11 protein-coding genes are annotated in these 13,400 nt (G+C 69.9%); 8 read left to right on the top strand and 3 right to left on the bottom strand.

All coding sequences use genetic code 11. The features are described 5' to 3' along the window. Positions 1-340 precede the first annotated feature (340 nt). Genes HQ308_RS15025 through HQ308_RS15035 form a run of 3 tightly spaced genes read left to right on the top strand, consistent with a single transcriptional unit; the run spans position 341 to position 4,363 of the window. Entirely contained in the window at positions 341-1,636 is a 1,296-nt protein-coding gene (locus HQ308_RS15025) for a glycosyltransferase (protein WP_222647005.1), read from the top strand. Next, a complete protein-coding gene (locus HQ308_RS15030) occupies positions 1,633-2,979 on the top strand; it encodes a hypothetical protein (RefSeq protein ID WP_222647006.1) in 1,347 nt (448 codons plus the stop codon). The genes HQ308_RS15025 and HQ308_RS15030 overlap by 4 nt, the downstream gene beginning before the upstream one ends. Beyond that, positions 2,966-4,363 carry a hypothetical protein gene (locus HQ308_RS15035; RefSeq protein WP_222647008.1) on the top strand — a complete coding sequence of 466 codons (1,398 nt, stop codon included), beginning with the start codon at positions 2,966-2,968 and terminating at the stop codon, positions 4,361-4,363. The genes HQ308_RS15030 and HQ308_RS15035 overlap by 14 nt, the downstream gene beginning before the upstream one ends. 3 nt (positions 4,364-4,366) lie before the next feature. On the opposite strand, the gene HQ308_RS15040 is transcribed toward HQ308_RS15035, so the two are convergent. Further along, positions 4,367-6,028 carry an acyl-CoA carboxylase subunit beta gene (locus HQ308_RS15040; RefSeq protein WP_261776163.1) on the bottom strand — a complete coding sequence of 554 codons (1,662 nt, stop codon included), beginning with the start codon at positions 6,026-6,028 and terminating at the stop codon, positions 4,367-4,369. A 77-nt stretch (positions 6,029-6,105) separates the two neighbouring features. On the opposite strand from HQ308_RS15040, the gene HQ308_RS15045 reads away from it, so the two are divergent. From HQ308_RS15045 to HQ308_RS15065, 5 genes are read left to right on the top strand one after another with little or no spacing between them, the layout of a single operon-like run. Beyond that, entirely contained in the window at positions 6,106-6,960 is an 855-nt protein-coding gene (locus tag HQ308_RS15045; protein WP_056448034.1) for a biotin--[acetyl-CoA-carboxylase] ligase, read from the top strand. 26 nt (positions 6,961-6,986) lie between these two features. Continuing rightward, positions 6,987-7,529, top strand: a complete 543-nt coding sequence (locus HQ308_RS15050; RefSeq protein WP_222647010.1) for a PH domain-containing protein — start codon at positions 6,987-6,989, stop codon at positions 7,527-7,529. Positions 7,530-7,538: 9 nt separating this feature from the next. Next, positions 7,539-8,222: a response regulator transcription factor gene (locus tag HQ308_RS15055; RefSeq protein WP_222638688.1), complete on the top strand. Its 684-nt coding sequence runs from the start codon at positions 7,539-7,541 to the stop codon at positions 8,220-8,222. A 12-nt stretch (positions 8,223-8,234) separates the two neighbouring features. After that, positions 8,235-9,560 (top strand): ATP-binding protein, encoded by a 1,326-nt coding sequence (locus tag HQ308_RS15060; RefSeq protein ID WP_222647012.1) that lies wholly within the window; start codon positions 8,235-8,237, stop codon positions 9,558-9,560. 27 nt (positions 9,561-9,587) lie between these two features. Next, entirely contained in the window at positions 9,588-10,145 is a 558-nt protein-coding gene (locus HQ308_RS15065; protein ID WP_027506893.1) for a TetR family transcriptional regulator, read from the top strand. A gap of 33 nt (positions 10,146-10,178) precedes the next feature. On the opposite strand, the gene HQ308_RS15070 is transcribed toward HQ308_RS15065, so the two are convergent. After that, positions 10,179-12,620 (bottom strand): cytochrome P450/oxidoreductase, encoded by a 2,442-nt coding sequence (locus HQ308_RS15070; RefSeq protein WP_222647014.1) that lies wholly within the window; start codon positions 12,618-12,620, stop codon positions 10,179-10,181. A gap of 165 nt (positions 12,621-12,785) precedes the next feature. Beyond that, on the bottom strand, positions 12,786-13,376 hold the full coding sequence (locus HQ308_RS15075) for a GtrA family protein (RefSeq protein WP_037186749.1): 591 nt from the start codon (positions 13,374-13,376) through the stop codon (positions 12,786-12,788). Between the last annotated feature and the right edge of the window lie 24 nt (positions 13,377-13,400).

The following is a 13,400-nucleotide window of genomic DNA, read 5'->3' on the forward strand; positions in this document are numbered from 1 at the left end:
GACTCCGCCAATCGTGACGTCCTACGCCACACCGACACGCCAGGGTGACGAGTGTCTCGCTGTCCGAGTTGCGATCGGGCCCGTCGTGACATCCCACGCCGCTGCGCCGACCCGACCTCCTTGTTCGGCGTATTCTGCTGTCAGCCTTGACAAGTCGACTGCGGCACTGCTTGTGACCAGCGTGCGTTCCCGACCTCGAGGTCTGTCCGTGGTCCAGTTCTCGGATCGGCACCACGACATGCCGTCCCGTGCGTCGAATGGTACGAACAAGTGACACAAGCGGACGAGACGCCATTTCCGGCGCACTCCACATCAGGTATGTCCGAGGGGGAATCGAGTCGTGCGCATCGTCATGGCCGTCAGCGGAACGCGAGGCGACGTACAACCTGCCGTCGTCCTGGGTTCGGATCTGGCGGGCCGGGGCCACCACGTGGTCATGGCAGTTCCGCCCAACCTCGTGCACCTGGCCCGCGGGGTCGGACTCGAGACGGTGCCGTTCGGGTACGACACCCGCGAGCACATGAACTCGGACCTGGTCCGTCACGGCCTGTCCCGCGGGTCGGTCGCCGACCGTGCGCGGGCGCTCGCCGCACTGTGGAACTTCGGGTGGGACCAGATGGTGACGGAACTGCGCGACGTCGTCGACACCACGGCGCCGGACGTGCTGCTCACCGGCATCACCACCGAACAGATCGCGCTGCCCCTCGCCGAGGCGCGCGGGATCGGTCTCGTCGCGCTGCATCACGCGCCGGTGCGCTCCAACCCGCGGTACTCACCGGTGCCCGGCATCGACGGTGCGCCGGCTGCGGTCGTCGGACTTGCCTGGACCGTGCTGGACCATGTCCTGTGGACGGCGACCCGGCGGCGCGAGAACACGCTGCGCCGCTCCCTGGGCATCCCCACGGTGTCGTCACCGCTTCCCGGTCGCATGGCCCGTCGCCGGACCGTCGAGATCCAGGCCTACGACCGGGTGTTCTGCCCCGAACTCGCCGTCGACTGGGACGGCACGCGTCCCCTCACAGGTTTCCTCGAGGTGTGCCCGGAGCTGCGGGCACGGATGGATCCGCAGCGGTCCGACCCGTCCCTGGACGAGTGGATCGACGACGGCCCCCCGCCCGTCTACGTCGGCTTCGGATCCATGCCGGTGACGAACCCGGCGGCCGTCCTGGCCGCCGTCGCGGATGCCGCGGCGCGCGTGGGCGAACGGGTTCTGCTGTGCGCCGGCTGGAACGACGTCGACTCCGCCGACGCGCTCGGTGATCACGTCCGTGTGACCGGCGCCGTCGACCACGCCGCGGTCTTCCCCCGGTGCCGCGCCGTCGTGCACCACGGCGGCGCGGGGACCACCGCGGCGGGACTGCGGGCCGGACGGCCGACGGTGGTGTGCTCGGTGTCGTCCGATCAGCCCTTCTGGGGTCGGCGGGTCGTCGCCCTGTCGTGCGGCGCCGCGATGTCCGCCTCCGACATCACGGCGCAGTCGTTGGAGAAGGCGTTGCGCCTCGCTCTGACGCCCGAGGCGGCCGCGGGCGCAGCCGCCGTGGCCGCCGCCATGACGAGTCCCGCGGAGGCGGTCCGCCGCGCGTCCGACCTCGTGGAGTCGGCCCGCCCCGCACCGACGGACGCGGTGGTCGCATGACGGCGCGGCTTCAGGATCAGGACTTCACCTACTGGTTCCTCTCCGAGGCGTTCGGGTGGGACGTGGTCCTGCAACTCGTGTGGCGCTTCGACGACGCGGTGCCGGACGCCGACGTGACGGCGATGGCGGTGGGACTCGCGCGCGGAGCACTGCATCGACGCATCGTGCGACCGTCGATTCCCGTCGCCCGCCCGGGCTGGGTCCGGTCCGACCGGGATCCCGCCGTTCGGCTCGACGACGAGTCTGTGACACCGGACGAGGTCCTCGACTGGGCGACGCGCGATCTCGAGACCGTCGACCTCGACGCCGAGGAGGGTCGCTGCTGGGCGCTGCGGTCCACCCGGACGACCACCGGTGGATCGGCGATGTCACTCACCTGCCTGCACCTCGTCGCGGACGGCCGAGCGATGACGGCGGCCGCTGTGGCCGCCGTCGCCGACACGGCCGGGGTGCGCGACGACATCGGCGCCGCGCCGACCGGGCCGTCCGCACTCGTCGGGGACGTCGGCGACGCAGCACGTCAGGTGGTCGGAGCCGTGGCCGGCGTGGCACGGACCGCCGTCGCGGTGGTGTCCGATCTCCGCTCGACCGACTCCGGCGTCGCACGTCCGGCCTCCGTCACCCCGCGCACCCCCGCACACACCCGTGCGCCGCTGGCTCGTCCGTCCTGGGCGACGGTCACGGTGCCGGTGGCGGAGTGGGACGCCGTCGCGCAGCGTCACGGCGGGACACGGAACTCGTTGTTCGTCGCGGTACTCGCCGGTGCGCTCGTCGCCACCGGCTACGCAGACGACGGGCTGCCCGTGAAGGTCGGCATCCCGATGAGTCTGCGCCGGGGTGACGACGATCAGCGCAGCAATGCCACCGGGGGCGTGTCGATCTCACTCGCCGAGCGCGTGGTTCCGGGCTCCGATCTGGGCGGTGTCCGCGCGCTGTGCCGAGACGCGTTCGCGGCGCTGTCCGCCGGACGCCGGCCGGCGATGATTCATCTGCAACCGCTGCTCCAGGTACTCCCGCTGTCCGTCGTGACGTCCGTGGTGACGGGCGGCGGGTCCGGTATGCCCGACGTGGTCGCGTCGAATCTAGGGTCCTTCGACGGTCTCCGCCGGGTCGGCGGCCGTACCGCCACGGACGTCGCCTTCCGGGGAACAGCGCACCACGTCGACCCCGCCGGCACGCAACGCTTCGGCGAGGGCGTGCAGTCCTGGTACCTGGAGACGGACGGTGCGGCGACCTTCGCCGTGGCCGGGTTCGACGAGACACGCGTGGGTTCCGCGCAGGCGCTGACGGCAGCCCTGTCCGCGGAGCTCACCGGATGGGATGTGCCGCATGAGTTCTGGTGACGTGACCACTGCTCAGGTCCGCCCGGCAGACCGCGTGGCGGGTGCCGACGAGTCGTACGCGTTGGCGGAGCGACTCTTCGGATGGACGGCGCCGATCCAGTACCTGTGGATCTTCCCGGCCGACCCGGGTGCGGACGCCGTCGCGACGCTCGCCGACCGGCTCGCGTCGGGATCGTTCGACCGCCGGGTGGTCCCCACCTCCGTGCCGTTCGGCCACGACCGATGGGTGCGGGCCGAGCGCCCCGCCACGGTGTACACCGAACCGGGCACCATCGCGGATGACGCGGTGGGGGACTGGGTCGATGCGCGGCTCCGTGCGGCCGATCTCGACCCGTCTGCCGGACGCGGTTTCACGCTCGAGTGCGCGCACACCGATACCGGGAGAACCGTTCTGGCACTGCTGGTCTCGCACATGATCGCCGATGGCCAGGCCGTGTACGCGGCGCTCGATGCGGCTCGTCGGGGGCCGACGCGCTCGGCACTGCCCACCGGGCGTGACGTCGCCGGGTGGGCCGGCGTGCGGGGCGATCTCCGTGACGCGGGGGCGCAGATTCCGGCGGTGGCGCGGGCTCTCGCGGTGATCGGGAAGGCGGCGGCGACGGCCGGCGCGACGGCGCTGCGGACGGCGATCACGCGATCCGACGAGACTGCACCGACCGCCGCGCCGGTCGCGGCTCGCGCGGACGAACCCACTCCGACCGAGTCCGACACCACTCTCGCCGTGGTGGATCTCGATCGCCGTGAGTGGGTCGCCCGCGCGGCGGAGCACGGTGGTACGCCGAACAGCCTCTTCACGGCCGTCATGGGCGGGGTTCTGCGTGCGTCCGGCCACCCGACGGGTCCCGACGGCACGCGCATCTGCATCGCGGTGAGCAACCGCGCCGACGGCGACGACAGAGCGAATGCGTCCGGGGGCGTGTGGATCCGGGTGCCCGGGCCGATCGGACCCGAGGTGGGGCTCGGCGAGATCCGCGCGCTGAGCAAGGCGGCGTTCGCGAAGTACGCGACCACGGACGACGCGGTCACCGACCACCTGCAGGCGGTGGCCAGGTTGCTTCCGGACCGGGTGCTCGGGCGGATGATGACGTCCATCGCCGGGCCGGACACCACGGTGTCGAACCTGGGCGCCGCGCCGCAGAGCGCCCTCGAACTCGGTGATCAGGTCGCGGAGTCGTTCGGGATCCGCGCGATCATGCAGGGCCGCGACGCGGCCGCCCGGCGTCGACAGGGACCGGCGATCGCCGCGTGGGCGGTGGAGTACGGCGACAAGGTGACGGTCACCGTGTTCGGCATTCACCCCGAGTACGCGGGAGACACCGGCCGACTCCGCGAGACGGTGTCCGCGGAGCTCGACCGGTGGTCACTCGAGCACTCGTTCTGGTGAGGTCTAGAGCGGGATGTTGCCGTGCTTCTTCGGAGGCAGGGTGACCATCTTGCGTTCGAGCAGGCGCAGTGCGGTGACGATCTGTCCGCGGGTGTGGCTCGGGGGGATCACCGCGTCGACGTAGCCGCGTTCGGCGGCGACGTACGGGTTGACGAGGGTGTCCTCGTACTCGTTCTGCAGCTCGAGGCGCAGTGCGTCGACGTCGTCACCGTTCTTCGCGGCCTCGAGGAGACGTTTGCGGTAGACGAAGCCGACGGCGCCGGAGGCGCCCATGACGGCGATCTGCGCGGTGGGCCACGCGAGGTTGAGATCGGCGCCCATGTGCTTGGACCCCATCACGTCGTACGCGCCGCCGTACGCCTTGCGGGTGATGACGGTGATCTTGCCGACGGTGGCCTCGCCGTAGGCGTAGAGCAGTTTCGCGCCGCGGCGGATGATGCCGTTGAACTCCTGATCGGTGCCGGGCAGGAAGCCGGGGACGTCGACGAGGGTGATGATCGGGATGTTGAAGCAGTCGCAGGTGCGCACGAACCGGGCGGCCTTCTCGGAGGCGTCGATGTCGAGGGTGCCGGCGAACGCGGTGGGCTGGTTGGCGACGATGCCGACGCTGCGCCCGTCGACGCGGCCGAACCCGACGATGATGTTGCGGGCGCGCCCTTCCTGCACCTCGAGAAACTCGTCGTCGTCGAGGATGCGGCGGATGACCTCGTGCATGTCGTACGGGGTGTTCGGCGAGTCCGGGATCAGGGTGTCGAGTTCCAGATCCTCGGCGGTGAGGGAGTCGGCGATGGCCCCGTCGATGGGGTCCGACGGGGCCAGGCGGGGCGCGGTGGCCTGGTTGTTCGAGGGGAGGTAGCCCAGGAGGTCGCGGACGTAGTCGAGGGCGTCCTGCTCGCCGGAGGCGACGTAGTGGGCGACGCCGGACTTCTCCATGTGGGTGTGGGCGCCGCCGAGGTCCTCCATGGTGACGTTCTCGCCGGTGACGGTCTTGATGACGTCGGGTCCGGTGACGAACATCTGGGAGGTCTTGTCGACCATGACGACGAAGTCGGTGAGGGCGGGGGAGTAGACGTGTCCGCCGGCGGCGGGTCCCATGATCAGGGAGATCTGGGGGACGACGCCGGACATGCGGACGTTGCGGTGGAAGATCTCGCCGTAGAGGCCGAGGGAGACGACGCCTTCCTGGATGCGGGCGCCGGCGCCCTCGTTGATGCCGACGAGGGGGCGTCCGGTCTTGAGGGCGAGGTCCATGACCTTGACGATCTTCTCGCCGTAGATCTCGCCGAGGCTGCCGCCGAAGACGGTGGCGTCCTGGGAGAACACGCACACGTCGCGGCCGTCGACGGTGCCGTAGCCGGTGACGACGCCGTCGCCGAAGGGGCGGTTGTCGGCGAGGCCGAAGTTGACGGAGCGGTGGCGGGCGAGGGCGTCGAGTTCGACGAACGAGCCTTCGTCGAGGAGTGCGGTGATGCGTTCGCGGGCGGTGAGCTTGCCCTTGGCGTGGACTTTCTCCACGGCTGCTTCGCCCATGGGCTTCTCGGCCTGGGCCTGGCGGGCGGCGAGCTCGGCCAGCTTTCCGGCAGTGGTGTGGATGTCGGGTGCGGCAGCCCCCGTCTCTTCTCGAGCCACTGATTCCTGCGCGGACGCATCCTGAACACTCGTCATAGACCAGCACTGTATCGACGCCGCGCCGCCGGACGTGGCAGGGGTGGTGCGTCGGCCGCGTCTCTATGCTCGGCCCCATGTGGGAGAACCTGGACAGACCGCCGCTCGACGGGCGTGCGCTCACCCGCGCACTCGTCGAGGGACCCCGCGGATCGTGGTCGCGTGTCGACGTCGTGGCGCGGACCGGATCGACCAACGCGGACCTGCTGGCCGTCGCCGACACCGCCGGTGACCGCACCGCGCTGATCGCCGACGTCCAGGACGCGGGCCGCGGACGGCACTCGCGGTCGTTCACCGCTCCCGCGCGGTCGCAGGTCATCGTGTCGGCGCTGGTCAAGCTGCCCGGCGTGCCGCCCGGATCGGTGGGGTGGCTCCCGCTGCTCACCGGTGTCGCGGTGGTCGACGTGCTGCGCACCGTCACCGAGGTCGACGCGGTGCTCAAGTGGCCCAACGACGTCCTCATCCGCGGCGACGAGTCGTCCGGCTACGCCGGAGGCAAGGTGGCGGGCATCCTGGTGGAGGTGGCCTCGACCCATCCCGTCGTGACGGCGGTGTCCGGAGTCGGCATCAACGTCAGCCTCACCGAGGCGGAGCTGCCCGTCCCGACGGCGACGTCCCTGCAACTGGCCGGCGCGGCGGTGATCGATCGCGGCACCGTGGTGCGCGCCTTCCTGCGGGCCATGGGTTCGGCACTGGACGAGTGGCGGGAGTCGGGGTGGGACACCGCGCCGATCGCGGAACTGTACCGCTCCCGGTGCGATACTCTCGGCCGCCGCGTGCGGGTCACGATGCCGGGCGACACCGAGCTGGTGGGCGTCGCGACCGACATCGACGAGCACGGTCGGGTGGTGATCGTGCCCGAGTCGGGGGACACCACGCCGGTCGCCGTCTCGGCGGGCGACGTCACTCACCTCCGCGCGCTCGACGCCTGACCGCCCCTTCCCCTCAGGAGAATCGCATGTCGTTTCCGCAGGACGCACTGGGGCACGAGGAGGACCTGATCCTGCATCGGCACCCGCACTGGAAGATGCTCGTGCTGCCGGTGCTGACGTTCCTCGTCGCGACACTTCTCGCGGGCTTCCTCGTGGGTCTGATCGGACGGTCGCTGGAGTCCACGGCGCGGTCCGCCGCGCTGATCGCCGTCGCGGTGGTGTGGCTCGGGCTGATCGCCTGGCGCACCGCTGTCCCCGTACTGCGGTGGCGGTCCACACATTTCGTCGTGACCGACCGACGCGTCCTCGTCCGCCAGGGTGTGCTGTCGCACTCGGGCATCGACATCCCGGTACGCCGGGTGTCCAACGTGCAGTTCCGTCACGGTCTTCTCGACCGGCTCCTGAAGACCGGCACCCTGGTGATCGTGGCGAGCTCCGACGACCCCCTCGAGTTCGACGACATCCCCGACGTCGAGCGGGTCCACTCCCTGCTGTACCACCAGGTCTTCGACTCCCAGAATCACGGCTGGGACGACGGAGACGATCTCGGTCCCGCGCGCACTACGTAGGGTGGTCCGGTGACCGAAGTCCTGCTCGCCGAAGACGATGAAGCCATCGCGACCCCGCTGTCCCGCGCACTCGGACGAGAGGGGTACACGGTGACGGTCGAGCAGACCGGTCCGGCAGCGCTCGCGCGCGCCCTGGAAGGCTCGTTCGATCTCCTGATCCTCGATCTCGGGCTCCCCGGGATGGACGGTCTCGAGGTGTGCCGGCAGATCCGCGCCACCAGGTCCGACCTCGCCGTCCTGATGCTCACCGCACGCACCGACGAGGTCGACTTCGTCGTCGGTCTCGACGCGGGAGCCGACGACTACGTGAGCAAGCCCTTCCGCGTCGCCGAGCTCATGGCGCGGGTCCGGGCCCTGCTCCGGCGCCGCGGCGCGGCCTCCGAGGACGGCACCATCGAGGTGGGCGGCCTGCGCCTCGAACCCGCCGCACGGCGCGTCCTGCTCGACGGCCACGAGATCCCCCTCGCCAACAAGGAGTACGAACTTCTCAAGATCCTGCTCGACCATGCCGGTCAGGTGGTCTCGCGCGAGACCATTCTGCGCGAGGTGTGGGGCGACGCCGAGCTGCGCGGCTCGAAGACGCTGGACATGCACATGTCCTGGCTGCGCCGCAAGATCGGCGACGAGGGCTCGGTGGCCGAACGACGCATCGCGACCGTGCGCGGCGTCGGCTTCCGGATCAACACGGACTGACCGGGCCACCGCATGAGGCGTCGGATCCTGCAGTCGATCCTCGCGGTCGTCATCCTCACCGGCATGCTGCTCGGCATCCCGTTGACCTACACCGCCTGGCTGTGGGTCGAGGACTTCACTCGCGGCGACCTGCGCACCCGACTCGAGCGCATGGCGTCCGAGATCATCGATCAGGAGGGCGGGGACGGCCGCGTGGACGGCGGCCTCGACACCGCCTCGCTGCGTCTCGTCGTGCCCATGGGCGGGCGCCTCGTCGTCGTCTACCCCACCCCCGAGAACCCGGCGTCCCGCATGGACATCGGCGCACCGTCCGTCGAGGATCCGATCGAGGAGTCCCTCTCGATGGGCACCTCCGGGTCGCTGCTCCTCGAAGTGCCGTCCGACGAGATGCGCACCGCCCAGAAGCAGGCCGTCGGCGCGGTGGCGCTCGTCGTCCTGGCCTCGATCGCGGCCGGCACCGTCGTCGCCGTCCTCACGTCCCGCCGACTCTCCACGCCCCTGCAGCACGTCGCGGGGCGGGCCGCCCGGCTGGCCGAGGGCGATTTTCGCAAGGACCCCACCCGCCACGGCATTCCCGAACTCGACCGGGTGTCCGACGTGCTGGACTCCGCATCGGTGGAGATCGTGGGGCGCCTGCAACGCGAACACTCCCTCGTCGCGGACGTCTCCCACCAGTTGCGCAGCCGTCTCACCGCGGTGCGCCTGCGTCTCGACGAGCTGTCCGGCCACCCCGATCCCGAGGTGGTCACCGAGGCCAACGAGGCGATGGCCCAGGTGGACCGGCTCACCACCGCGATCGACGACCTCGTGCGATCGTCCCGCAGTGACGGCGCGGCCGACGCCTCGACCGTGCGCGTACGCGGCGAACTCGAACCCGTCATCGACGACTGGCGCGGGCCGTTCGCCGATGCCGGGCGCGACCTCGAGCTGCGCGGCGACTCGTCGGTCACCGCCCTGGTCACGGGTTCCCGGCTCCGCGAGGCGGTGTCGGTGCTGCTGCACAACGCGCTGGACCACGGCGGCGGGCGCTGCGTCGTCACGGTGCGCCTCGTGGGGGAGTCGCGTGCACCCGCGCAGGACGGACCACGGCCGCCCGTGGTCGTGGAGGTCTCCGACGAGGGAACCGGTGTCAAAGACGAACTCGCGCCGCACATCTTCGACCGTGGCTTCTCCGGCGCCGGATCCACCGGGGTGGGCCTCGCCCTCGCCCGCGCGCTGGTCGAGGCGGACGGGGGACGACTCGAACTGCAGCGCCGACGTCCGGCGCTCTTCGCGGTGTTCCTGCCCGCGGCACGCGTGGACCAGGTGATCCCGGCCGGGATGTCCGAACCGCGCTGACCGGCTCGACTCACCTAGGCTCGCGACGTGACTGCGCCCGACTTCTATTCCGAACTGCGGACTCTGCGACTCGAGCGGGTGCTCGACGCCGGGGTGGAGATCATCGCCGACCGCGGGTGGGACGGCCTGAGCATGACCGAGGTCGCGAAGCGTTCCGGGGTGCCCCGGCAGAGCCTCTACAAGGAGGTGGGTACCAAGGACGACCTCGGTCGCGCCGTCGTGGACCGCGAGGTCGAGCGATTCCTGGAGCAGGTGCGCACCGGGCTGGCAGCACATCCCGACAGCTTCGAGGACGGCATCTCCGCTGCCGTTCGGGGCGTGCTCGAACACGGTCGGGCCAATGTCGCTCTCGCAGCCGTTCTGCGGCCGGGGCACGATTCGGGTCTGCTCGCCCTGGTCACGGTCCACCCCGACGCCGTGTTGGGCCACGCGAACAGTGCCGTCGGTGCGTTGGTGGGCGAGAGAGCGCCGGACGCGTTGGTGGACTGCGTGGTTCGACTGACGCTGAGCCATCTGGTGCAACCGTCCGTGGACGTGGACGAGGCGGTGGATCGCATCGACCGGGTGGTCCGCGGGTTCGCCTGAGCGGACTCGGCTCGGTCCCACCGGCCCGGCGCACTACAGGTCGAGCACCAGCTTCGACGACAGCGATCGCGAGACACACATCATGACCGTGTCCCCGCGTTCGCGTTCGCGACGCGACAGCACGGAGTCGCGGTGGTCGGGAGTGCCGCTCAGGACGTCGGCCTCGCACGTCCCGCAGATGCCTTCCATGCACGACCCGATGACGTCGGCGCCGGCCTTCTCGACGGCGTCGAAGATCGACGTGCCGTCGGGGACGGTGACGGTCACCCCCGAGCGCGCGCACTCGACCTCGAACGAGTCGAGCGCGTCGTCCGGTGCCTCGACGGTCTCGGCCGCGAAACGCTCCAGGCGCAGGCTCCCGTCCGGCCACGCCGCGCACGCGTTCTCCACGGCATCGAGGAGTGGGCCGGGCCCGCAGCAGTAGACCAGGGTCTCGGGCCGGGGCTCACCCAGCACGGTGTCGAGATCGACACGCTCGCCGCGTTCGTCCTTGGCCCAGACCGTCACGCGGTCGTCGCCGTCGAACTCGTCGAGGAACGCCATCGACGAACGAGATCGACCGGCGTACACCAGGTTCCACTCGGCGCCGTCGGCTCGGGCAGCGGCGATCATGGCGCGGATCGGTGTGATGCCGATCCCGCCGGCGATGAAGAGATAGCTCGGTGCGGGATCGAGTGCGAAGTGGTTGAGCGGCCCTCGTGCTCGCAGAGTGGCTCCCTCCGGCAGGTGGTCGTGCACGTGCGCCGAGCCGCCGCGGCCGTCCGGCTCACGCAGGACCGCGATCGTCCACGAGGACTCGTCGGCGGTGTCTCCACAGAGTGAGTAGTGCCTGACCAGGTCGGGGCGCAGCATCAGTTCGACATGCGCGCCGGGCGTCCAGGACGGCAGCGATCCGCCGGCGGCATCGGTGAGGACGAGTTCGACGACGCCCTCCGCCGCGGTACGCCGGTGTGCGACCCGCACATCGAGCTGCGTCCGCTCTGCTCCGTCGCCGTCGCGGCGCTGCCGAGGGGGCGTGACGGTGGACGTGTCCACCACGGGAGCGGCGCCGGCGGCCTTCCGGTCGGCGCGGTAGGTGCCGTGCCGTCGACGCTCCCCGCCCTTCGGTGTCGTCGTCACCATCATGGAGCTGTAGCCACGAACGAAGTTGGACTGCACGCGCGTCGGCTCCGCGAGGACCTCGATGTCGTCGAAGCGCGTCAGCAGCTCCTCCCAGAGGATCCGCAGCTGCATCTCCGCGAGCCGACTTCCCATGCAGCGGTGGGTGCCGATGCCGAACGCGAGGTGATGCCGTGCGTTGCGCCGGTCGATCACGAAGCTGTCCGGGTCGTCGAACGTGCGCTCGTCGCGGTTGGCCGAGGCGTACCACATGACGACCTTGTCGCCCTCGCGGACGAACTGACCGTTCAGGACGGTGTCTCGAGTCGCGATGCGGCGCATGTAGGCGAGGGGCGTCTGCCACCGCAGGATCTCGTGGACCATCTTCGGTACCAGGCCCGGATCGGCGCGCAGGCGATCGAACTGCTGGGGGAACTGGTTCAGGGCCAGCAGTCCGCCCGTCATCGAATTGCGGGTGGTGTCGTTTCCGCCGACGACGAGCAGGACGATGTTGCCCAGGAACTCCATCGGGCGGTCGATCAGGTCCTTCGTGTCCTCGGAGAGCTGCATGAGGGTGATGAGGTCGTACCCGGGCTTCTCGCCGGCTGCGAGGCGCGCCGCCTTGTCGTGCCACAGCGCACTGAAACTGCGCGCTGCTTCCGCCGCGGCCCGATACGCCGCGTCCGTGTCGGTGGACCCGCCGGTGGCCGACGCGCTCGCGGCCACCAGATCGGTCCACTCGACCAACTTCCGACGTTCCTCGTACGGGAAGTCGAGCAGCGTCGCGAGCATCCGCGAGGTCAACTCGATGCTGACCCGGTCGACCCAGTCGAAGGGCTCGCCCACCGGGAGCTCGTCGAGGACCTCCGCGACCCGCGAGCGGATGAGACCCTCCATCTCCTCCAGATTCCGAGGTGCGACGACGCCTTGCACCGCGGCGCGCTGCTGATCGTGGCGCGGCGGGTCCATCGCGATGAACATCTCGATGTCGAGACCCTCCGGCGGTGTGCCCAGGATGATCTGCGGTTCCGCCGAGAACGTCTCGAAATCCCGGTCGACTGCGACGATGTCGTCGTAGCGCGTGACGGACCAGAACGGCCCGAACGCGCTGTCGGCCCGGAAGTGCACGGGCGACTCGTCTCGCAGTCTCCGGAAATAGGCCTCCCACGATCCCTGCCGCCACAGGAACGGGTTGCTGACATCGATCTCGGTCAGATCCAGCTCCGCCACGTCGGGGATCGCGGACTCACGGAAGTGTGGCTGCCCGTCGCTCACCACGAGCCTCTTCGCGCGCTGCCACAGATGCAGTCCCTGGATCTGACGCTCCATCGGGACCAGTGCCTGTGTTCTCGTGATGATCGTGTCGCGAACGCTCATGACGACTACCGCCTCGGTGCTGGGATGGTTCTGACGAGTGGGATGACAGAACTAAACCATGTGTATCCGAAGATGACAACAGTCGACGTATTGTCGCCGCTGAGCGGCAGCGCACCAGCGGGCCCGTCGCCGGGTGAGTGAGGAGAGGGGGCCTGACGCGTCGCGTCAGCTGTGACCCATGAACTGCGTCTGCTCGTCGTCCGGGTCGACGTCGGGATCGAGATCGGGGTCCGGCTCGTCCTCGATCAGCGGATTCGCGATGATCCCGCGGCCGTTCTCGTCCGGGAACGCGAAGCGACGCAGTGCCCAGAATCGGAAGACCATCTGCAGCAGATTGCCGATGACGTAGTTGAGGACGAAGTCGATGATGATCAACGCGGTGAGGGTGGTCTGTCCCTCGCGGATGTCGAAGACGTTGTTCGCGATCCAGAGCGGAGCGGCGGCGAGGATGACGCCGATGCCACTGATGGTGAAGAACAACAGTGCCTCGTGATGACGCTCGCGGCCACCACGGTTCTTGAACGACCACTCGCGGTTGAGGATGTAGCTGAGAATCGTCGCCATCACGCCGGAGAAGATCTTGGCGACGACGGGCTTCGACTCGAGCACGGTGAGGCTCAGTGAGTAGAAGATCGCGAGGTCGAACACCATCGTGGTCGCGCCGACGATCGCGAACTTGATCAGTTCGGAGTGGCGGAGGGCGATGCTTCGGAACGGCTGCGGGATACCGGCAACCACACGGTCGATCAGAGGCACGGTGACCCACTTTACGAAGAGCAG

Origin of the sequence: Rhodococcus sp. BP-241, from assembly GCF_019836145.1 — a bacterium.
Classification (GTDB): domain Bacteria; phylum Actinomycetota; class Actinomycetes; order Mycobacteriales; family Mycobacteriaceae; genus Rhodococcoides.

Bases quoted from the DNA above. Each gene is read 5' to 3' on its own strand.
- HQ308_RS15035 (WP_222647008.1), top strand. From the start codon at position 2,966: ATGAGTTCTGGTGACGTGACCACTGCTCAGGTCCGCCCGGCAGACCGC.
- HQ308_RS15050 (WP_222647010.1), top strand. From the start codon at position 6,987: ATGTCGTTTCCGCAGGACGCACTGGGGCACGAGGAGGACCTGATCCTG.
- HQ308_RS15070 (WP_222647014.1), bottom strand. From the start codon at position 12,620: ATGAGCGTTCGCGACACGATCATCACGAGAACACAGGCACTGGTCCCG.
- HQ308_RS15040 (WP_261776163.1), bottom strand. From the start codon at position 6,028: ATGACGAGTGTTCAGGATGCGTCCGCGCAGGAATCAGTGGCTCGAGAA.
- HQ308_RS15060 (WP_222647012.1), top strand. From the start codon at position 8,235: ATGAGGCGTCGGATCCTGCAGTCGATCCTCGCGGTCGTCATCCTCACC.
- HQ308_RS15030 (WP_222647006.1), top strand. From the start codon at position 1,633: ATGACGGCGCGGCTTCAGGATCAGGACTTCACCTACTGGTTCCTCTCC.
- HQ308_RS15045 (WP_056448034.1), top strand. From the start codon at position 6,106: ATGTGGGAGAACCTGGACAGACCGCCGCTCGACGGGCGTGCGCTCACC.